The 19368-nt window shown below is 68.3% G+C and carries 23 protein-coding genes; 14 read left to right on the top strand and 9 right to left on the bottom strand.

Features of this window, described 5'->3' with window-relative positions; translation table 11 throughout:
* Window positions 1–26: 26 nt before the first annotated feature.
* The gene (locus tag AC3A6J_RS12265; RefSeq protein ID WP_487860216.1) at window positions 27–527 is read right to left on the bottom strand and encodes a YbhB/YbcL family Raf kinase inhibitor-like protein; all 501 of its coding nucleotides are present in this window, start codon (window positions 525–527) and stop codon (window positions 27–29) included.
* A gap of 139 nt (window positions 528–666) precedes the next feature.
* Between AC3A6J_RS12265 and AC3A6J_RS12270 the strand changes: the two genes are divergently transcribed.
* Both AC3A6J_RS12270 and AC3A6J_RS12275 read left to right on the top strand, forming a co-directional pair.
* Complete coding sequence (locus AC3A6J_RS12270) at window positions 667–1590, top strand: protein NO VEIN domain-containing protein (RefSeq protein WP_487860217.1); 924 nt, start codon at window positions 667–669, stop codon at window positions 1588–1590.
* Window positions 1591–1605: 15 nt separating this feature from the next.
* A complete protein-coding gene (locus AC3A6J_RS12275; protein ID WP_487860218.1) occupies window positions 1606–2508 on the top strand; it encodes an amidohydrolase family protein in 903 nt (300 codons plus the stop codon).
* Between the two features lie 113 nt (window positions 2509–2621).
* Here the strand turns inward: AC3A6J_RS12275 and AC3A6J_RS12280 are convergent, their stop codons facing one another.
* Complete coding sequence (locus tag AC3A6J_RS12280) at window positions 2622–3275, bottom strand: hydrolase (RefSeq protein ID WP_487860219.1); 654 nt, start codon at window positions 3273–3275, stop codon at window positions 2622–2624.
* Window positions 3276–3425: 150 nt separating this feature from the next.
* On the opposite strand from AC3A6J_RS12280, the gene AC3A6J_RS12285 reads away from it, so the two are divergent.
* Window positions 3426–4322: a LysR family transcriptional regulator gene (locus AC3A6J_RS12285; protein ID WP_487860220.1), complete on the top strand. Its 897-nt coding sequence runs from the start codon at window positions 3426–3428 to the stop codon at window positions 4320–4322.
* A gap of 58 nt (window positions 4323–4380) precedes the next feature.
* Here AC3A6J_RS12285 and AC3A6J_RS12290 read toward each other — a convergent pair whose 3' ends face one another.
* The 4 genes from AC3A6J_RS12290 to AC3A6J_RS12305 all read right to left on the bottom strand — a co-directional run bounded on the left by AC3A6J_RS12290 (window position 4381) and on the right by AC3A6J_RS12305 (window position 7033).
* Complete coding sequence (locus tag AC3A6J_RS12290; protein ID WP_487860221.1) at window positions 4381–5268, bottom strand: pirin family protein; 888 nt, start codon at window positions 5266–5268, stop codon at window positions 4381–4383.
* A gap of 102 nt (window positions 5269–5370) precedes the next feature.
* Entirely contained in the window at window positions 5371–6030 is a 660-nt protein-coding gene (locus tag AC3A6J_RS12295) for a hypothetical protein (RefSeq protein ID WP_487860222.1), read from the bottom strand.
* Window positions 6031–6122: 92 nt separating this feature from the next.
* Window positions 6123–6533: a VOC family protein gene (locus AC3A6J_RS12300; protein ID WP_487860223.1), complete on the bottom strand. Its 411-nt coding sequence runs from the start codon at window positions 6531–6533 to the stop codon at window positions 6123–6125.
* Window positions 6530–7033: a helix-turn-helix transcriptional regulator gene (locus tag AC3A6J_RS12305; RefSeq protein WP_487860224.1), complete on the bottom strand. Its 504-nt coding sequence runs from the start codon at window positions 7031–7033 to the stop codon at window positions 6530–6532. The genes AC3A6J_RS12300 and AC3A6J_RS12305 overlap by 4 nt, the downstream gene beginning before the upstream one ends.
* A 116-nt stretch (window positions 7034–7149) precedes the next feature.
* Between AC3A6J_RS12305 and hisD the strand changes: the two genes are divergently transcribed.
* Genes hisD through AC3A6J_RS12335 form a run of 6 tightly spaced genes read left to right on the top strand, consistent with a single transcriptional unit; the run spans window position 7150 to window position 13169 of the window.
* Window positions 7150–8472, top strand: a complete 1323-nt coding sequence (hisD, locus tag AC3A6J_RS12310; protein ID WP_487860225.1) for a histidinol dehydrogenase — start codon at window positions 7150–7152, stop codon at window positions 8470–8472.
* Window positions 8469–9236, top strand: coding sequence for an SDR family NAD(P)-dependent oxidoreductase (locus AC3A6J_RS12315; RefSeq protein ID WP_487860226.1), 768 nt, complete (start codon window positions 8469–8471; stop codon window positions 9234–9236). The genes hisD and AC3A6J_RS12315 overlap by 4 nt, the downstream gene beginning before the upstream one ends.
* Window positions 9233–10291 carry a LacI family DNA-binding transcriptional regulator gene (locus AC3A6J_RS12320; protein WP_487860227.1) on the top strand — a complete coding sequence of 353 codons (1059 nt, stop codon included), beginning with the start codon at window positions 9233–9235 and terminating at the stop codon, window positions 10289–10291. The genes AC3A6J_RS12315 and AC3A6J_RS12320 overlap by 4 nt, the downstream gene beginning before the upstream one ends.
* Before the next feature lie 48 nt (window positions 10292–10339).
* Entirely contained in the window at window positions 10340–11320 is a 981-nt protein-coding gene (locus AC3A6J_RS12325) for a Bug family tripartite tricarboxylate transporter substrate binding protein (protein WP_487860228.1), read from the top strand.
* A 14-nt stretch (window positions 11321–11334) separates the two neighbouring features.
* Window positions 11335–12360: a Bug family tripartite tricarboxylate transporter substrate binding protein gene (locus AC3A6J_RS12330; RefSeq protein WP_487860229.1), complete on the top strand. Its 1026-nt coding sequence runs from the start codon at window positions 11335–11337 to the stop codon at window positions 12358–12360.
* A gap of 14 nt (window positions 12361–12374) precedes the next feature.
* Entirely contained in the window at window positions 12375–13169 is a 795-nt protein-coding gene (locus AC3A6J_RS12335; protein ID WP_487860230.1) for an HpcH/HpaI aldolase family protein, read from the top strand.
* Here AC3A6J_RS12335 and AC3A6J_RS12340 read toward each other — a convergent pair.
* Entirely contained in the window at window positions 13163–14281 is a 1119-nt protein-coding gene (locus AC3A6J_RS12340) for a glutathione S-transferase family protein (RefSeq protein ID WP_487860231.1), read from the bottom strand. The two genes, AC3A6J_RS12335 and AC3A6J_RS12340, sit on opposite strands and share 7 nt — an antisense overlap.
* An 86-nt stretch (window positions 14282–14367) precedes the next feature.
* On the opposite strand from AC3A6J_RS12340, the gene AC3A6J_RS12345 reads away from it, so the two are divergent.
* The 4 genes from AC3A6J_RS12345 to AC3A6J_RS12360 all read left to right on the top strand — a co-directional run bounded on the left by AC3A6J_RS12345 (window position 14368) and on the right by AC3A6J_RS12360 (window position 17730).
* Window positions 14368–15264, top strand: a complete 897-nt coding sequence (locus AC3A6J_RS12345; protein ID WP_487860232.1) for a LysR family transcriptional regulator — start codon at window positions 14368–14370, stop codon at window positions 15262–15264.
* A 91-nt stretch (window positions 15265–15355) separates the two neighbouring features.
* On the top strand, window positions 15356–16339 hold the full coding sequence (locus AC3A6J_RS12350) for a Bug family tripartite tricarboxylate transporter substrate binding protein (RefSeq protein WP_487860233.1): 984 nt from the start codon (window positions 15356–15358) through the stop codon (window positions 16337–16339).
* Window positions 16336–17304: a M14 family metallopeptidase gene (locus AC3A6J_RS12355; protein WP_487860234.1), complete on the top strand. Its 969-nt coding sequence runs from the start codon at window positions 16336–16338 to the stop codon at window positions 17302–17304. The genes AC3A6J_RS12350 and AC3A6J_RS12355 overlap by 4 nt, the downstream gene beginning before the upstream one ends.
* A 105-nt stretch (window positions 17305–17409) precedes the next feature.
* The gene (locus tag AC3A6J_RS12360) at window positions 17410–17730 is read left to right on the top strand and encodes a hypothetical protein (protein WP_487860235.1); all 321 of its coding nucleotides are present in this window, start codon (window positions 17410–17412) and stop codon (window positions 17728–17730) included.
* Between the two features lie 13 nt (window positions 17731–17743).
* On the opposite strand, the gene AC3A6J_RS12365 is transcribed toward AC3A6J_RS12360, so the two are convergent.
* A complete protein-coding gene (locus AC3A6J_RS12365) occupies window positions 17744–17926 on the bottom strand; it encodes a hypothetical protein (protein WP_487860236.1) in 183 nt (60 codons plus the stop codon).
* Between AC3A6J_RS12365 and AC3A6J_RS12370 the strand changes: the two genes are divergently transcribed.
* Window positions 17925–18362, top strand: a complete 438-nt coding sequence (locus AC3A6J_RS12370) for a LuxR C-terminal-related transcriptional regulator (protein WP_487860237.1) — start codon at window positions 17925–17927, stop codon at window positions 18360–18362. The two genes, AC3A6J_RS12365 and AC3A6J_RS12370, sit on opposite strands and share 2 nt — an antisense overlap.
* A gap of 36 nt (window positions 18363–18398) precedes the next feature.
* Here AC3A6J_RS12370 and AC3A6J_RS12375 read toward each other — a convergent pair whose 3' ends face one another.
* Window positions 18399–19367 (bottom strand): Bug family tripartite tricarboxylate transporter substrate binding protein, encoded by a 969-nt coding sequence (locus tag AC3A6J_RS12375; RefSeq protein ID WP_487860238.1) that lies wholly within the window; start codon window positions 19365–19367, stop codon window positions 18399–18401.
* Between the last annotated feature and the right edge of the window lies 1 nt (window position 19368).

Genomic DNA, 19368 nt, shown 5'->3' on the forward strand with positions numbered 1-19368 from the left:
CCTGCGACGGGCGCCTTGCCTGCCTGCTAGCGCTCGTAGGACGCGCCCAGCGTGGCCGAGCCGAGGCTCGACATGTGGACCATGAAGCCGACGTACGCCGCCGTGGCGTCGGCCGGCACGTCGAGCGTGTCGGTCGACAGCGCATGCAGCGTGAAGATGTAGCGGTGCGGGCCATGGCCGGGCGGCGGCGCGGCGCCGCCGTAGCCGGCCGTGCCGAAGTCGGTGCGGCCCTGCTTTGCCCCCGCGGGCAGCAGCTTGCCGTCGGCCGCGCCGGCGCCGCGCGGCAGCGAGGTGGCGGACCCAGGAATGTCGTAGACCACCCAGTGCCACCAGCCCGAACCCGTGGGCGCGTCGGGGTCGTACATCGTGAGCACGAAGCTCTTCGTGCCCGCGGGCGGGTTCTTCCACACGAGCTCGGGCGAAATGTTCTCGCCGGTCGCGCCCATCACGTTGTGGACGCACGAGAGGGGCAGGGTGCTGCCGTCGCGAAATTCGGGGCTCTCGAGTTGAAACAAGGAAGTGGACATCGATCGGTGCTCCTTCGGTCGGAAGATGTGGAAAATCGTCGGCGCGAAAGCGTAAATGCTAACGCGCTCGCCCAAGGCCACATGGCCCGATGCGGCATACTGCCACCCCCTTTGAAACCCGCCGGATACGCACTGAACAATGGACAAGGAAGTCGACCCCCAGGTACTCGCCGTCATCGATGAGATGCGGCTCTCGGGCCCACGGCTCACGCCGGTCGAGATCGTCGCCAAGATGGGCGTCTTCGACGCCCGCGACAAGCCCTTCGAGCATGCCTGGCTCGCCACCGGCGACAACGTGATCGCCACCGTCTGGGCCGAGTTCGTGAGCGTGGGCGAAGGCGGACGCTGGTTCTGCCTCGAGTCGCTCGACGTGCAGCGCCGCGCCGGCGGTGCCCCGCGCAGCGCCCAGCAGGTGCAGCGCGCCAAGGACCGCCTCGGCCTGCTCAAGCAGACGTTCGACGCGGGCCAGGGCTTTCGCGCCGTGCTGCAGACCAACCGCATCGAGATTGCCGAGTTCGAAAGCAACAAGAGCGCGAAGGTCTCCACGCGCGTGCGCGACGAGACCGAATGGCATGTCGCCACCTGGGAACCCGAGCGCCTGCTCGCCGTGCTGGTGCGCGGCGCGCCCGGCTGGGTGCCGAGCGAGGCCGAGATCGAGGCCGCGCGCGCGCGCAGCGGCGTGCCCCTGCAGAACGAGCCCGCGGCCGCCGCAGCATCGACCGCCGGCAGCCCGGCCGGCGACGTGCAGGCCGCCGCCATGGACTACGTGGTGCGCCACTTCGGCGGCTACGGCTACAAGCCCGCCGACGTGACCGCGCAGAACCTCGGCTACGGCATCGAGGTGTCGAACGGCAAGGGCGCCACGCTGCTGCGCGTGGCGGTCAAGGGCACCTCGACGGCCGTGCCGGGCTTCAAGCTCTCGCCCGAGGAACAGGCCGCCGCCGCGAACGAGCCGCTCTGGCGCCTGCTGGTCGTGTCCGATGCGGGCGGCCCGACCGCGCAGCACAAGATCTACAAGGCCTCGGAGCTGAACCAGGCGCCTGGTTTCAACCCACTGATCTAGCAAGCAGGCCATGCGATGAGAAAAGCCACCACTGCATCGTTCCGCGCGTTTCTCGTCGCAGCTTGTCTTGCAGTGGGGCTTGGCGCCCATGCGCAGGGGCCTTATGACGGCCCGCTGTTCGACACCCACCTGCACTACAACCAGGAAGCCTGGGACGGCAACACGGGCCCTTATCCGCCCACCGAGGCCTTGGCGCGCATGCAGCGCAACAAGGTGCAGGCGATCATCGCGAACTCGCGCCCCAACGCCGGCACGCAGACGCTCGCCGCATCGCGCGAGACCCGCGCCGCGGGCGTGACCGTGGTGCCTTTCGTGCGGCTTTACCGCAACCGCGAGGACTACACCAACTGGTTCCGCGACGAGACCATCTACGAGATGGTGCAGACCGAACTCGCGCGCGGCACCGCAAGCAGCCCCTACCGCGGCATCGGCGAGTTTCATCTGTACGACAGCGCCAATGCGGACGGCCCCGTCGCCAGGAAGCTGATCGCGCTTGCCGAGCGGCAGAAGCTCGCGGTGCTCGCGCACGTCGACGATGTGGCGATCGATTTGCTGATGGCCAATGCGCCGTCGAAGGGGCAGTCGCTGCGGTTGATCTGGGCCCACACCGGTATCGGCGGCACGCCGATCGAGCGGGTGCACGCGCTGTTCGAGCGCTATCCGCTGCTTGTCGGCGAACTCTCTTATCGGCCGGGGCTGACGTGTGGCGGCGGCATGCTGTGCCCCGAGTGGCGTGCGCTGCTGCTCAAGTATCCGGACCGGTTTGTGATCGGGTCCGACACCTGGGTCAACCAGCGCTGGAGTGCTTACGACGAGATCATGCGGGGGTATCGCACTTGGCTTGGAGAGTTGCCGGTGGATGTGGCGCGAAGGATTGCCTGGGGGAATGCGGCGAGGTTGTTCGACCTGCCGCGCTGAGTGGGGACCTGAACGAGATCGCGCCTGGCGCGACGCACGAAAGCGTGCGCCCGGATCGACCAGGCGTTGCCTTGGCTGCTCTTACTTCAGCGGAGACTCCGGCCCGTGCAAGGTCAGCCCACGCTGGCGGGCACAGGCGTGTTGAGCAACTGCTGCTCCCACAGGTACGCGATGCCGCTGGCGCCGGCATGCTGCGTGATCACTGTCGTCAACTCAGCAGCGCTTTCGGTCCGTGCCCAGTCGCGCTGCCATTCGGCGGTCACCGCGAGCCAGGTCAGCATGTTCGCGCCCGCTGCGAGCATCCGTTGGATGGCAACCTGATGCGCCTCGATGGACATCCCGCCGGACGCATCGGTCACGACGGTGACATCCCAGCCTTCGCCCAGCGCGTGGATGGCAGGCATCGCGACGCAGACTTCGGTCCACAGCCCCGCGATGATGAGTTGCTTGCGACCCGTTGCCTTGACGGCGTCCACAGTTTTCTTGTCCTGCCAAGTGTTGATGAATGTTCGGTCGATGACCTCCTGCTCGGGGAAGACGTCCGTGATCTGCGGGAACAGGCGCCCGCCGCGTTCCGCAATCACGCTCGTCAGAATGGTCGGAACGCCGAAGGCCTTGGCAGCCTTTGCCAGCCCCACGGTGTTGTTGATGACCATCTGCGGGTCGTGACTGTTCAGGTTGGCAAGTTGGTAGGCCTGGTGATCGATCAGAAGAAGGACCGAATCTTCAGGGCGGAGAAGGGAAGAGAGGCCGTTGCGAGGGTTCATGTTGATTCCTTGTTGCCGCATTGAGCGGCGGGGGTTTCCGGCGGTCGATGCGCTCGGGGCGATGTCGCCAGCGATGAGTATTCCGTTCCCCTTGATCGAGCGGTAGTACCATCTTTAGGCGATCTGTGTCGCACTTCAAGGAACGCCAGGATGGACATCGAGGACTTGCGCACATTCGTCGAGGTGGCCCAGGCGGGCGGGGTTTCGGCGGCAGCCGTTCGGCTCGGCATCTCCAAGTCGATGGTGAGCCGGCGACTGGTCCGCTTGGAAGGAGAACTCGGCGTTCAACTGTTGTCGCGCTCCACGCGCGGAGCCGCACTCACCGAGGCCGGCGCCATGTTCCGGGAGCACGCGGCCAGGGTATGTACCGAAATCGACGTGGCGAAAGAGACGATCCTGCCTGAAGGCGACCTCCGCGGCCGCTTGAGGATCGCAGTGCCGCTGTCCTTCGGGCCCACCCACTTCGCACCCATGCTCGCCGAGATGGCGCGGCGACATCCTCAACTGCAAATGCAGACGTCCTACAGCGATCGTTTCGTGGACCTCATCGCGGAGGGCTTCGACTGCGCGATACGGGTGGGCTACCTGGAGGATTCCAACCTTATCGCGCGGCGCGTCGGCCCGGTCTACGGAAAGTTGGTCGCGAGTCCGGGTTATGTCAGCGCACACGGGGCGCCGGAAACGCCAGAAGAATTGGTGGCCCACGAAGCCCTGATGCAGGGAACCGAGGCCTGGAGGTTGATGGATGGCGACCGGATCCTCACCGTGCGACCGCAGGGCCGATTCAAGGCCGACAACGGCATCGCACTGGTTGCTGCGGCGGTCGCAGGGCTCGGCATCGCGTATGTGCCCGATTGGCTCACGGACGAGCATGTGGTCGCCGGCGCACTGGTCCCCGTCATGACCCGGTATCCACCGCCGCCGGCCGGCGCCTTCGTCGTCCGGCCACCGGGCCAGCACCCCGCCCGGAAGATACGTGTGCTGACCGAGCTCCTGATCGAGTACTGCGATCCGCCTGGCAAATCAGGCTGGACTGCGGACGCTTGAACGGTGTCTCGGGGCGTGTTGCAGGGCTGGGCTCTGCCCAGAAGATGCGGGCGGCCTGTCAGCGAAACACCGGGACGTTCCCCGTGGGTGTTCGCCGATTTCCCGCCGCAACCATCTGCTCGCGCAGTGCCTCGATGCGACGCTCGCCGGCTTCGAGCGCCTGCGCGGAGGTGTGTACCGAATAGCTGCCCAAATGCAGTTCATGCGGGTGCGGGATGGCAGATGCCAGCACGAACACCGCATCGCCACCCATGCCGGCCTGCACGGTGATCGGTTCCACCGCGTCCTCGAAGACCACCATATCGCCCGTGCGCACGGATGTGCCGGCCTCCAGGGTTCCGCGCGCCACCGCCAGCCAGCCGACCGAATGACCCGCGGGCGGCTGGTAAGTCCAAGATCCGCCGGCCTCGAGGGTCACGAGCAGGTAGTTGATGCCCACGGGCGCAGGCGTCGGGCTGCGCACGCCCGCATGCTCTCCGAGGATGACGCGGGCAGGGCCTGCCGAGGGGATGCTCTGCGGCTCAAGATAGCGGCTTTCCGGCGACCCGTTCTCCAGCGCCGGCGGCAATGCGAGCCACAGCTGGAAGCCCTGCACCAGCGGCACGTCGTCCGGCGTGAGTTCCTTGCCGTGCCAGACGCCGCTGCCCGCGCGCAACCATTCGACGCCCCCGTACGACAGCATGCCAGTGCCAGACGAGGGGTCGTCGAACTTCATCCGGCCTTCGGTGAGCACCGTCACAGTGGCGATCCCCGAATGCGGATGAATCGACATGCCGGCCCCGGCGCGCATGGCGTCGAGCAGCGGGCGCTCCATGTTGAAAAGGTCCAGAAACACAAACGGCTTCAAACTCTCGCCGAGGTCGGACGGGCTCATCAGGCGAGTGATCCCGCCGTGGCCTTGTCCGCGGGTGCGGTAGACGATGCGCCTGTTCTGGGTTGCTTGCATGATTTCGCTCCTTGTGTGGTGCAAATCTAAGGTTGCGAAGCGTGCCGCACTAGCCCTGCAACCCGGACATCAGTGTCGCGAAAGGCGGAACATCAGGCCACCTCACCCGCACCGCAGCGCAAACCGCCGGTCATGCGCGCGCCTGCGCTCATCCTTCAATTGGTCCTGCCTGAACGCGGACAACGGCTGGCGTGCCGCGGCATCGATCGCTTCAATCAATGCTTTTAGCTGCGCGCACTCCGAGCTCGTCGATCTGTCGACGTTCGCCGCCACGCGTCGCTCGTGCTCGACCACGGCATGCGCTCTGGCGCGGTTGTCCCGCATCGAAGCGAGCCTGGCTTCGTCTGACATTCCATCGGCAAGGTTGAGATCGGGATTCACCGCGACTTCGGTGGCCCTTGTGCCTGCGGGGCAGGGGCCGTCGGAGTAGGTGATGGCGCCCGCGGCCGAGATGCACTTGGCGAAGCGCTGGGTGCGCGGCGGCGCCTCGGCCTCCGGCCGCCTGCGCGCATCCTGCCGCGGTGCCGGTGCAATCACGGGTGGGGCTGCAGCGGGTGCAACCTGCCGGACCGCCGCATCGCGCACCTGACGCGCAACCGGCCACAGGCTGAAGCCCGCATAGAGCAGCGCAGCCGCCGCGACAACACCGACCAATAACCAGACGGCGCCGGTCGATCGCGAGGGCCGAAGCGACCGCTCCCAAGCCGCCGTCGAAGCCCTGCTGTGATCCAGCGAGGGATCGCGGGAATCGTCCTGCCGCATGCCTGGGGTTCTCCGTGTCTGGCGCTTCGCGGGTCTGCGCAGCGCGCCCGGAGGATACCCGCAAGAAGCCGGCGCTTCTTGCGTGTTTCTATCTACCCCCGCCGCTCGATCATCTTCCACCCATTCCCCGACGGATCGCGAAACCCCGCATCCACCGTGCCGTAGCGCTCGATCGGTTCCTGCGTGAACTCGACCCCACGGCCCAGCAGCCGGTCGTAGGCGGCGCGGCAGTCGTCCACGGCCAGCACGAGCGGCGGCATCGCGCCCTTGGCCACGCTCTCGTGCAGCGTTTTTGCGGTGGCCTCGTCATGCACCGGCGGGCCGGGCACGAAAAGGCCGAGCTGAAACGCGGGCTGCTCGGGGTGCTGCACCGTGAGCCAGCGATAGCTGCCGTTGCCCACGTCGGTGTGGACGCGAAAACCGAGCTTGTCGACATAGAACGCGAGCGCCTCGTCCTGGTCGCGCACGTACACGCCGGCCACCTCGATGCCGTTCTGGCTCATGGAATCTCCTTGTGTTGATGAACGGATCCGGTTGTACCGTCCATCTCCCGGCGCCGCTTCTCCAAAACTGCGGTTCGCAAGTCCGGCCGCTCGGCGGCATGGACGATGCAGGCCGGCATGCGCCCGAGCGCCTCGGGCCGCAGCGTGCCGGCGCGCGCGCGGACCTCGCTGGGGCTTTCGCCGGTGATGTCGCGGAAGATGCGGCCGAAGGTGCCGAGGCTCGCCCAGCCGGTGGCGAACGCGATGTCGGTGATCGGGTCATCGGTCTCGCACAGCAGCGCCACCGCGCGCTCGATGCGGCGCGTCAGCAGGTAGCGGTGCGGCGGAATGCCGAAGGCCTGCTTGAACGACCGCGCGAAGTGCGCCTCGGACACGCCGCTCACTTGCGCGAGCCGTGCCACGGGCCAGGCCTCGTGCGATGCGGCGTCGATGCGGTCCTTGGCGCGCAGCAGCCGGCGCAGCAAGGCGGGGTCGGGGCGCGTGGCTTCTTCTTCTTTCATGCGAGGCGATGCTACTTATGGGTCCATCGACTAAGGGTAAACGCTCATTTGCATACGCATGCAAGACCGTGACATTGCATGCGTATGCAAGATCCCCACCCTGGAGCAACCACCGAATGATCAGACATCTGAAGCGCGGCAAGGACGTGCAAGTGCGTGCCGACGACGACGCCAAGGTCCGCGCGACCGTCGAGGGCATCGTCAAGGCGATCGAGGCGCGCGGCGACGCGGCCGTGCGCGAGTACAGCCGCCAGTTCGACAATTGGGACCCGGCCGATTTCCGGCTGGGTGCCGACGCGATCGAGAAGGCGCGCAAGAGCCTCTCGGCGCGCGAGATCGAGGACATCGCCTTCGCGCAGGCGCAGGTGCGCAACTTCGCGCAGATCCAGCGCGACTCGATGAAGGACGTCGAGGTCGAGACCTACCCCGGCGTGGTCCTGGGCCACCGCCACATCCCGATGGATGCGGTGGGCTGCTACATCCCCGGCGGCAAATACCCGCTGCTGGCCTCGGCCCACATGAGCGTGCTGACCGCGAAGGTCGCGGGCGTGAAGCGCATCGTGGCCACGGCGCCGCCGTTCCAGGGCGCGGCGCATCCGGCGATCGTCACGGCAATGGCCATGGCCGGCGCCGACGAGATCCTCGTGCTCGGCGGCGTGCAGGCGGTGGTGGCGATGGCTGTCGGCACCGAGAGCATCGCGCCGGTCGACATGCTGGTGGGCCCCGGCAACATGTACGTGGCCGAGGCCAAGCGCCAGCTCTATGGCCGCGTGGGCATCGACCTGTTCGCCGGCCCGACCGAAACGCTCGTGATCGCCGACGACTCGGCCGACGGCGAGATGTGCGCGGTCGACCTGCTGGGCCAGGCCGAGCACGGCCCGACCTCGCCGGCGATCTTGCTGACCACCAGCGAGAAGCTGGCGCACGACACCATGGCCGAGATCGAGCGCCAGCTCACGGTGCTGCCGACCGCGGCCATCGCCTCGGTGAGCTGGGCCGAGTACGGCGAGGTCATCGTGTGCGACACGCAGGAAGAAATGCTCGCCAAGGCCAACGAGCTGGCCTTCGAGCATGTGCAGGTGCTCACGCGCGACCCCGACTACTTTCTCGAGCGCATGACCAACTACGGCGCGCTGTTCCTGGGCCCGCGCACCAACGTGAGCTTCGGCGACAAGGTCATCGGCACCAACCACACGCTGCCCACCAACCGCAACGCGCGCTACACGGGCGGGCTGTGGGTCGGCAAGTTCCTGAAGACCTGCACCTTCCAGAAGGTGCTGACCGACGAAGCCAGCGCAACGATGGGCGAGTACTGCTCGCGCCTGTGCCACATGGAGAACTTCGCAGGCCACGGCGAGCAGGCCAACCTGCGCGTGCGCCGCTACGGCACGCGCGCCGAGGTGCCTTGGTACGAGCCGGTGCCGGCGCTGGCGCCATGAGCGTTCTGCCGCCTTCGCCGAGCTTTCGCGTCGATGGCCAGCGCGCGCTGGTGACCGGCGCGGGCCGCGGCATCGGCCTGGCCGCGGCAGCGGCGCTCGCACGCGCCGGTGCCCACGTCACGCTCGCTGCGCGCTCCGAGGCGCAGCTGCGCGAGGCCTGCGAACTGATCCGCGCCGAGGGCGGCGCCTGCGAGCACCTCGTGCTCGACGTGACCGACTCGGCCGCGGTAACCCGCGCGCTCGGCGCGGCGGCGCCGTTCCAGATCCTCGTGAACAACGCGGGCCTGAACCGACCCAAGCCGCTGGTCGAGGTGGAGGACGAGGACATCGACGCGGTGTTCGACTTGAACGTGAAGGCCACGCTGTACGTCACGCGCACCGTGGCGCGCATGCTCGTCGAGGCGACGCTGCCGGGCTCGATCATCACTGTGTCGTCGCAGATGGGCGTGGTCGGCAGCCCGCGCCGCACGCTCTACTGCGCGAGCAAGCATGCGGTCGAGGGCATGACCAAGGCGCTGGCCTGGGAGCTCGGCCCCGCGGGCATCCGCGTCAACACGGTCTGCCCGACCTTCATCGAGACCGCGATGACGGCCGGCATGTTCGCCGACGCGGGCTTTCGCAGCTGGGTCACCGAGCGCATTGCGCTCGGGCGCCTGGGCCGCACCGAAGAGATCATGGGCGCCATCGTGTTCCTCGCGAGCGAGGCCTCGAGCCTCGTCACGGGCAGCGCGCTGATGCTCGACGGCGGATGGAGCGCCGCATGAAACCCAAGGCCACCGCGCAAGATGTCGCGACGCTCGCCAAGGTGTCGCAGTCGGCCGTGAGCCGCACCTTCACGCCCGGTGCGAGCGTGTCCGACGAAACGCGCGAGCGCGTGATGATCGCGGCCAAGACGCTCGGCTACCGCCCCAACGCGATGGCGCGCAGCCTGATCACGCGCCGCAGCCGCATCATCGCGCTGGTGATGGGCTACCTGGAGAACCAGTTCTATCCGCTGGTGATCGAGAAGCTCTCGCAGAAGCTGCAGAAGCAGGGCTACCACGTGCTGATGTTCATCAGCGACGGCGACGAGACCGACGGCGTGCTCGACGAGATCCTGCAGTACCAGATCGACGGCATCGTCATCGCCTCGGCCATGCTCTCGCCCGCGCTCGCGCGCCAGTGCGCCGACACGGGCGTGCCGGTGGTGCTGTTCAACCGCGTGCCCGACACCAGCGCCTTCGCGCGCCACACCACCAGCGCGGTCACTTCCGACAATGTCGAGGGCGGGCGCATGGTGGCCAGGCTGCTGCTCGAACGCGGCCACAAGCGCATCGCGTTCCTCGCGGGCCTCGAGAAGTCGTCCACCAACCACGAGCGCGAGCGCGGCTTTCGCGAAGTGCTCGCCGCTGCCGGCATGCCCCTGTTCCGCCGCGAGGTGGGCCACTACGACTTCGTGCAGGCGGGCGCCGCCGCGCGCGCGATGTTCGCCAACCTGCCCGCCGCGCGTCGGCCCGATGCGGTGTTCGTCGCCAACGACCACATGGCGATCGCCGTGATGGACGTGCTGCGCCAGGAGCTGGGCCTGCGCGTGCCCGAAGACGTGAGCGTGGTCGGCTTCGACGACGTGCCCCAGGCCGCATGGGGCGCCTACCGCCTCACGACCGCGGTGCAGGCCGTCGAGCCGATGGTCGATGCCACGGTCGAGCTGCTGCACGAACAGATGCACGACGACGCGCAGCCGCGCAACGTCGTCGTTCCCTGTGCCCTCATCGAACGCGACTCGGTGCGCGCCGTTGCCGCGCGGCGCCGCAAGGGCGCTTCATCGCCTTCCGCCTGAGCGGACCTCTTCTTCCACCCACAGAAAAAACCTGGAGACACACACACCATGCAATTCCGATTCCGTCCGCTGATCGTCGCGGCACTCGCGCTCGGCGCCCTGGCCGGCAACGGCCACGCCCAGTCGACGGCCTGGCCCACCAAGCCGGTCAAGTACATCGTTCCCTTCTCCACGGGCGGCGTGTCCGACGGCGTCGCGCGGCTGATCGCGCAGCACCTCGGCGAGCGCCTCGGCCAGCCGGTGGTGGTCGAGAACCGTCCTGGCGTCTCGGGCATCGTCGGCACGCAGGCCACCGCGCGCGCGCCGGCCGACGGCTACACCGTGATGGGCGGCACCATCACCACGCACGCGGTGAACCCCTTCTTCAACAAGAACCTGGGCTACGACCCGGTGAAGGACTTCGTGCCGGTCAACATGATCGGCACGGTCAGCAACGTGCTCGTGGTGCCCTCCGAGAGCCGCTTCAATTCGGTGGCCCAGGTGATCGCCGAGCTCAAGGCCAAGCCCGAGAGTCTGACCTACGGCACGGCCGGCGCGGGCACCTCGCAGCACCTCTCGGGCCAGCTGTTCGAGAACATCACCGAGACCCGCATGCGCCAGATCATGTACAAGGGCGGCTCGCAGGCGATGGTCGACCTGGTGGGCGGCCAGATCGACATGGTGTTCGAGACCGTCGCGGCGGCGCGCCCGATGATCGATGCCAAGCGCGTGAAGGTGCTCGGCATCACCTCGGCCAAGCGCCAGGCGAGCATGCCCGACGTGCCGACGCTCGCCGAGGCGGGCGTGGCCGATTTCGAGATGCAGTCGTGGCAGGGCGTGTTCGCACCGGCCGGCACGCCCAAGCCGATCGTCGAGCGCCTGTCGCGCGAACTCGCGGCCGTGGTCGCCATGCCCGAGGTGCAGGCGCGGCTGCGCGGCCTCGGCGTCGAGGCCGACGGGCGCACCTCCGATGCCTTCGCATCCTTCCAGCGTGCCGAGATCGCCAAGTGGGGCAAGGTGATCAAGGACGCGAACATCCAGGCCGAATGAACGAGGACCTCTCCATGAACAACAGCCAACTTTCTTCCTTCTCTTTCTCCTCCGTGCGCCGCGCCATGGCGTTCGCCGCCGTCGCGCTCGCCGTCGCGGCACCCGCCGTGCAGGCCCAGACGGCCAACGGCCCCGATGGCTATCCCTCCACCGGCCGCGTCGTGATCGTGGTGCCCTTCGCGCCCGGCGGCGCCACCGACATCGTGGGCCGCCTCCTGGCCGATGCGCTCGGCAAGCGCTGGGGCACCGCGGTGGTGGTCGACAACAAGGCCGGCGCGGGCGGCGGCATCGGCACCGAGTACGTCGCGCGCGCCAAGCCCGACGGCTACACGCTGCTGCTCGGCACGCAAACCGCGCTGGCCGTGAACCCCACGCTGCAGAAGAAGATCAGCTACAACGCCGAGAAAGACTTCGCACCCGTCACAGGCCTCGCGAGCACGCCGCTCGTGCTGCTGGCCGGCAACAAGTCGGGCGCCAAGGACGTGGCCGCGCTGATCGCCGCCATCAAGGCCAAGCCCGATGCCGTTTCGTACGGCACCAGCGGCCCGGGCACCTCGCAGCATCTGACCACGCTGATGCTGCTCAACCGCGTGGGCGCGACCGCGGTGCACGTGCCCTACAAAGGCAGCAGCCAGTCGTTGGTCGACCTCGCGGGCGGCCAGATCGACATGCAGTTCGACAACATGACCACGGCGCTCGCGTTCGCGAAGAACAACCAGGCCAAGGCGCTCGCGATCACGAGCGATGCGCGCTCGCCGCTCGCGCCCGAGCTGCCGACGCTGGCCGAATCGGGCGTGCCGGGTTTCGAGGCCTCGACCTGGCTCGGCCTGCTGGCGCCCGCGGGCACGCCGGCGCCCGTGGTGGCGTGGCTCAACAGCGAAGTGGTCGCGGTGCTGAAGCAGCCGGCCATGGCCGAGCGCCTTGCGGCGCAGGGCTTCACGCCCAAGCCCATGTCGCACGAGGGCTTTCGCAAGTTCATCCAGGACGAGACGGTCAAGTTCGCGAAGGTCATCAAGACCAATAACATCGTGCTCGATTGAGGGCAGCCACCGCCATGGACCATCACCACCCCATCGACACCCGCCTGCCCGCGATGCTGCGCAGCGGCCGGCGCCTGCGCGGCCTGTTCAACGCACTGCCGAGCCCTGCCATCGTCGAGATGTGCGGCTATGCCGGTTTCGACTTCATCATTCTCGACAACGAGCACGGCAGCGCCAACCTCGAGACCACCGAGCACATGCTGCGCGCGGCCCGCGCGAGCGGCATCGCGCCGGTCGTGCGCTGCCTGCGGCAGGACATCTCGCGCATCCTCGACATGGGCGCGGGCGCTGTGCAGATCCCGATGGTCGAGAGCGCCGAGGAGGCGCGCGAACTCGTGCAGCAGGTGCGCTACCCGGGCGTCGGCCGCCGTGGCAGCGCCTTCAGCCCACGCGCCGCGGGCTACGGCGCGTTCCCGGGCGCCGCCCACACGCAGCGCAGCAACGAAGGCATCGCGCTCATCGTGATGATCGAGACGCCCGAGGCCGTGGCGCAGGCCGCCGCCATCGCCGCGGTCGAAGGTGTCGATGCCGTCTTTGTCGGACCGAACGACCTGTCGCATGCGATGGGCTTCGGCAGCGACTGGAAGGCCCCCGAGGTCGAGGCCGAGATCGAGCGCGCGCTGCGCGCGGTGAGCGGCACCGGCACCTGCGCGGGCACCATCGCACTCACGCCCGAGGACGAGGACAAATACGGCGCCTGGGGCGCGCGCTACTTCGCGAGCGTAACCACGAGCATCATCACGCGCGCATTCCAGCAGGCCTCGGCGGCCGGCGGACGCCTGCAGGGCGAGGCCAAGCTCGGCTACTGACGCGCGGCGGCGGCCTCGCCCGCCAGGCGCACGCTGAGCCGGTCGCGCGCCAGCCTGGGCATCGGCGGCAGGCGCGTGAAGGCGCTGCCTTCGACCTCCGCCAGCAGCTGGTCGGCTTGCGTGCGCTCGGCCGCAGTCAGCGCCGCATACGCATCGGCGGCGCGCTGCAGCATCCAGAGACTGTAGGGCCGCACGATGCGTTCGCCGCGCTCGCCTTCGATCTCGCAGTCGTGCATGCCCAGTGCACGCGGCACGGCATGCTCGCCCGGGTGCTCAGCCATCCACGCGTGCAAGCGCTCGATCGAGTCGACCAGCACCGGCAGCTGCTCGCGCATCATGCGGCGCAGCACGGGCAGCAGCGTGGGCGGCACGGCATCGGCAGGCGCGAAGCGGCCGTCGGTGGGCATGGCGTTATCGCGCAGGCGCTCGATCCACGCGACCACGTGCGGCGCGAGCCGCTTCATCAGCGCGCCGCTCGCGGGGTCGCGGTATTGGTGGGCATAGAGCGGACCGTAAAGCCCGAAGTCGGCGATGCTGGGCCGGTCGCCGAGCACGCAGCGGTGCACCGCGAAATGCGCATCGAGTTCCAGCAGCAGCGCCTCGTACGAGCGCTCGATCGCGGCGTGCATGTGGGGCTGCGCACCCAACAGCACGGCGGCCTGCGCGAAGGGCTGGGCGCGGCGCTGGCCGATCTCGAACTGCGCGTCGGCCGAAGCGTCGGGCGCGTTCAATCGTCCGAACGCCCGCATCGCCCACTCGCGGTTGTGGTGCCAGCGGTAGTGCATCGCCGGGATGATCAGCCACTCGTCGCCGTAGAGCTCGAGCAGGCTCGCGACGAACCGCTGCACCCCGCCCGCGGGCGCGATGCTCGGCACCGGATGCGCGGCCTCGAGCGCGTCGATGATGTCGGTGCTGTCTTGCAGCAGCGCGCCACTCGGCGTTCGCAAGACCGGGATCACCGGAAATCCCACGCCGGGCACGATCACGCTGCGATAGATGTCGGCATCCGCCTCGCGCTCTGTGAACGGCAGGCCCTTCCATTGGAGGTAGGCGCGGACCTTGCCGCTGAAGTAGCTGATCTGGGCGCCGTAGAGCAGGTAGGCATCGTTCATGGGCTGCATGGTAGGCAGCGCCGCGGCGAGCCATGGTCGCCGGAGCGACGCGGGACGCGCTGGACGCAGCGACTACAGTCGCAGCCATGCAGACCAAGTGGCTCGAAGACCTCATTGCGCTGTCGCACACCGGGAGCTTCACCCGGGCTGCCGAGCAGCGCCACGTGACGCATCCGGCGTTCGGCCGCCGCATCCGTGCGCTCGAAGCCTGGGCCGGGGCCGCCCTCGTGGAGCGGCACGGCACGTCGGTCCGGTTGACCAGCCAGGGCGAGAAGCTGCTCGGCTTTGCGCTGCAGGTGGTGCCGGCCATGGCGCAGGCCAGAAGCGAGATCGCCGGGGCGGACGGGCAGGGGCGCACCGCCACGGTGACGCTGGCTACGGGGCGCACACTGGCGCGCACGGTCGCCGCCGACTGGCTCGCGAGGATCAGGCGGCAGCGCGCGGGCGTCCGTGTGGTGGTGCGCACCGGTTCCATGGCGGAAACGCTGCAGCGCTTCGAGCGCGGGGAATCGGATTTCATGCTGACCTACCACCATCCGCAGATCGCGCTGCGTCTCGGTTCGCACCAGTACCTGCAGCGCAGGATCGCGAGCGACCGACTGGTGCCGGTGGGCAAGGTCGATGCCCGCGGTCAGGCGGCGTTCAGCGTCGACCAGGCCGAGGCGATTCCCTTCCTGGCCTATGCCCAGACGCTGGCCCTGGGCCGCCTTGTGAGCGACCACCTGAGCAACCACCCGAAGGCGCCCCGGCTCACGGAAACCATCGAGTGCGATTCGGCCGACGCGCTGCTTGAGTACGCGCTCAAGGGATTGGGCGTGGCGTGGCTTCCCTGGTCTCTGGCTGCGGGCGCCTGCAAGGCGCGGCAGCTGGCGCCGGTGGGCAGCAAGGCCCTGGAGATCGGCTTCGAGATCCGCATGGTGCGCGCCAAGCGAAGGCTCTCCGCCGCGGCGGAGTCGTTCTGGCAGACCGTCGACCCCGGCTGAACTCCGGTACCTTCCTGCAAGCCTGTGTGCCGAATCGGCACTGCTGCGAAGCTCGCGGCCAACAGAATGCGGGCACCACAGGAGACAGACCATGAAGATTCCCCATGCCCTTCGCGTTGCCGCGTTCTCGGTTCTTTCCGCCGCTGCCTGCGCGGGCCCGGCTCTGGCCCAGGAGACCGCCTACCCGGGCAAGCCGATCACCGTGCTGGTCGGCTATCCGCCGGGCGGGAGCACCGACCTGACCGGCCGCGCAGTGGCCGACCAGCTCGCGAAGAAGCTCGGCGTTGCGGTGGTGGTCGAGAACGCGGGTGGTGCGGGCGGCGCGATCGCCGCGACGAAGGTGTCCAAGGCGGCGCCCGACGGCTACACCCTGCTGCTGGGCGCCAACAACGAGATCGCCATCAACCGGCTGATCACGCCCGGCACGGTCAAGTACAGCTACAAGGACTTCACGCCGATCGGCCTGGTCGCCTCTCAGCCCATGGTGTTGGTGGCATCGCCCGGCGCGGGCGTCAAGAACGCGGGGCAGTTCCTCGATGCGGTGTCGGCCAAGCCGGGGCAGTTCAGCTACGGAAGCAGCGGGGTCGGCACGGCGCTGCACCTGGCCGGCGAGATGGTGAAGGAGCAGGGCGGCCTGTTCATGACGCACATCCCCTACCGCGGCGTGGCGCCGTTGACCATCGACCTGGTGGGCGGCTCGCTCGACTACGGCGTGTTCGTGCTGTCCAGCGGCCTGCCGCACATCCGCAGCGGCAAGGTGGTGGCGATCGGCGTGACGCAGAAAAGCCGGTCGCCGGCGGCCCCGGACATTCCCGCCCTCGCGGAGTTGCCGAAGCTGAAGCACATGGACATCGGCGTCTGGTTCGCATTGATGGCGCCGCCCAACCTGCCGGCACCCATCCTCGCGAAGCTGCGCAATGCGCTGAGGGAGATCCTGCAGACCGCGGAGCTGCGCAAGAAGCTCGAGGAATCCGGCTCGACCATCGCGCCGCTCGACGTCGACATGGCGCGCTTCCTGGCGGAAGAAAGCGCCAAGTATCAGCAGATCGTCGACTTCGCGAAGATCACGGAATGACGGCGCTGCACTTTGCGCTGCCCAGGCCCGAGCTCGGCGCCTGGCGCGCGGGCAATACCGGGACCGAGGGGGTGTGGCATTTCGAGTCGGGCGCGCCCGGCCGCCGTGTCATGGTCGCGGCGCTCGTCCACGGCAACGAGCTGTGCGGGGCCTGGGCTGTCCGGGGCCTGCTTGAGGCCGGCGTGCGCCCATGCCGCGGCACCCTCACGCTGGCCTTCTGCAATCTCGCCGCTTTCGACCGGTTCGATCCGGCCGCATTCGATGCGTCGCGTTTCGTCGACGAGGACCTGAACCGGCAATGGTCCGCGGCGCGCTTGGCGCAGGGCGGCACGCTGGAGCGGCGCCGCGCGCAGGCGCTGCTTCCGTTCGTGGCGCAGGCAGACTGGCTGCTGGACCTGCACTCGATGCATGAATCCGGTGCCCCGCTGTTGCTCCCAGGGCCGCATGCACGCAACCTTGCGCTTGCGCGAAAGCTGCGCGCACCCGAGCACGTGGTGGTCGACGAAGGGCATGAGGATGGCACGCGCATGCGCGATTTCGGCCATTTCGGATTGGCCGACACCGAGGCGGTCGACAACCGGTCGCTGCTTGTTGAGTGCGGCTTCCACGGCGACCTGTCGAGCCGTGACGTGGCCCAAGACATGGCCGTCCGGTTCTTGGTCGAAGCCGGGATCCTCGAGGCCGCAGTGGCGCAGGAACTGCTCGCGGGCTGGCGCCGTCCCGACGCGCCCCCGCAGCGCGTGTTGCGAGTGACAGGCGGTGTCGTCGCGCGCAGCGAGCGGTTCCGGTTTCTCGGCGACTACCGCGGCCTCGAAACCCTACCGAAAGCGGGAACGCCCATCGGCGACAACGACGGGGAGGCCGTCATCACGCCTTATGACGATTGCGTGCTCGTCATGCCCTCGCTGCGGCAGTTGCGGCCTGGCGTGACGGTGGTCCGTTTCGCGAGAGAAGCGCCGTCTTGACGCCCGACCGGTACGACATCCGCCTCAGCCCATTTCCTACACGCGGGAACCTTGAGGGCCGCGCATGGTGAAACCGATGGTTCATTCACCCACACGGAGCACACCATGACAAAGAAGCAGGATTTCTTGCGCAAGGAACAGAGCCGCGACAAGCATCCGGAGCGCGACCAGGTCGGCAGCCCCGTGCGCGCGGCGACCGCCACCGCGCACGGTACCGCCGAGGCCGATGCGCAGACGCCGCAAAGCGGCAAGCTCGCTAACGACCACAACAAGATGGGTCAGACCGAGCCCACGCAGCTCAACCAGGGACGCCGCACACCCGAGAGCCGGCACGATCGCCTGACCCTGGGCGCCGGCTCGCAGAATCAGGTCTCGGTGCGCAAGGGCGGTAGCGGCGCCGGGCGCGCGCCGCGCGGCGCGGGCTGATGCACGGCGCTGCTCACAGCTGGTCCTGCGGAATCAACCAGGACAGCCAAAGCATGCGCAACCGGAGGAGCAGGACGACGCCGGGCTCCTTGTCGAGCACTTCCCCTTCGGGGCCGTTCGCCACCCAGCGCAACGCTTGCGTCTGCTGATCGAGCAGCACCTCATAGACACCTTCGGCCGAATCCACGACCGCCATGCGCTGCCTCGAGGTTTTCGCCGGTTCGCCGGATGCTCGCCGGCCGGCGCCCAAGGTGCTGATCGTGACGACGCGTGCCGGCGAATGGGACATCCGCAGCGCGATGGCGCGCGGTGTGCAAGGCTATCTCCTGCTGGGCTGCTCTGACGAGAGGATCGTCGACGCGGTGAGATCGCTGTCGCGCGGCGGGCGCTGCTACGACGTCGCGGTCTCGGCGCGCATCGCCGACAGCTTGGTGCATGCGTCCCTCACCAAGCGCGAGCATGACGTCCTTCACCAGATGTCGCAAGGTGCAGGAAACAAGGAAATAGCGCGCACGCTCGACATCCAGCTCGGGACCGTCAAGGCGCATGTCAAGGCATTCTCGGCAAGCTCCAGGTCCGCTCCCGCACGCAGGCGGTGGTCGTCGCCGAACACCGGGGGCTGCTGCGGATGATGTGCGAGTGAACCCGCCTGCAGGGTTCGCTCAGGCTCAATCGAGCTTGATGCCCACCGTTTTCACTACCTTCTCCCACTTGCGCGTGTCGGCGTTGACAAGTTCGGTGAACTCGGCCGGGCCGAGCGCGCCGGCTTCCATGCCCATCTTGGTGATCGATTCGCGCACGTTGGGTTGCGCGAGCACCGCCCCGAACTCCTTTGCAAGGCGGTTGACCACCGGCATCGGCGTGCCGCCGGTCGTGAACACGCCATACCAGGAAACCACGTCGTAGCCCGGCACGCCCGATTCGGCGATGGTCGGCACCTGCGGCATCGAATCGACGCGCTTGGCGCTGGTCACCGCGAGGATGCGCACCTTGCCGGTGTCGGCACCGGCCTTGGCCGACGGCAGGCTCGCGAAGGTCATCTGCGCCTGGCCACCCATCACGTCCTGCATGGCGGGTGCGTCGCCGCGGTAGGGGATGTGCGTGATGAACACGCCCGCCATGCTCTTGAAGAGTTCGGCCGAAAGATGCGAGATGGTGCCGTTGCCCGGCGAGGTGACGTTGAGCGTACCCGGATGCGCCTTGGCGTACGCGAGCAGCTCCTTCACGTTCTTCACCGGCAGCTCGGCATTGACGACCAACGCGTTGGCCGACCTGGCCACGAGTGACACCGCCTGCACGCCCTTGACCGGATCGTAGGGCAGCTTGCTGTAGATGGATGGCGCGATCGCCTGGCCGCCGACCGAGCCCATGAGCAGCGTCTGGCCGGTGGGCTTGGCGCGCGCCATTTCCGAAGTGGCCACGGTGCTGCCGCCGCCGGGCTTGTTCTCGACCACCATGGTTTCCTTGGTGTTGAGCTGGAACTGCGTGGCGATCAGGCGGGCCATCACGTCGTTGCCGCCGCCGGGGGAAAAACCGACCAGCAGGCGGATGGGCGAAGGCGGCAGGTCCTGGGCAACGGCCTGTCCCAGGGTCATCGCCATCGCGACGGCCGGAACGATTCGGGTGAAAAAGCGCATG

This window comes from Variovorax sp. Soil_C_39 (assembly GCF_057656815.1).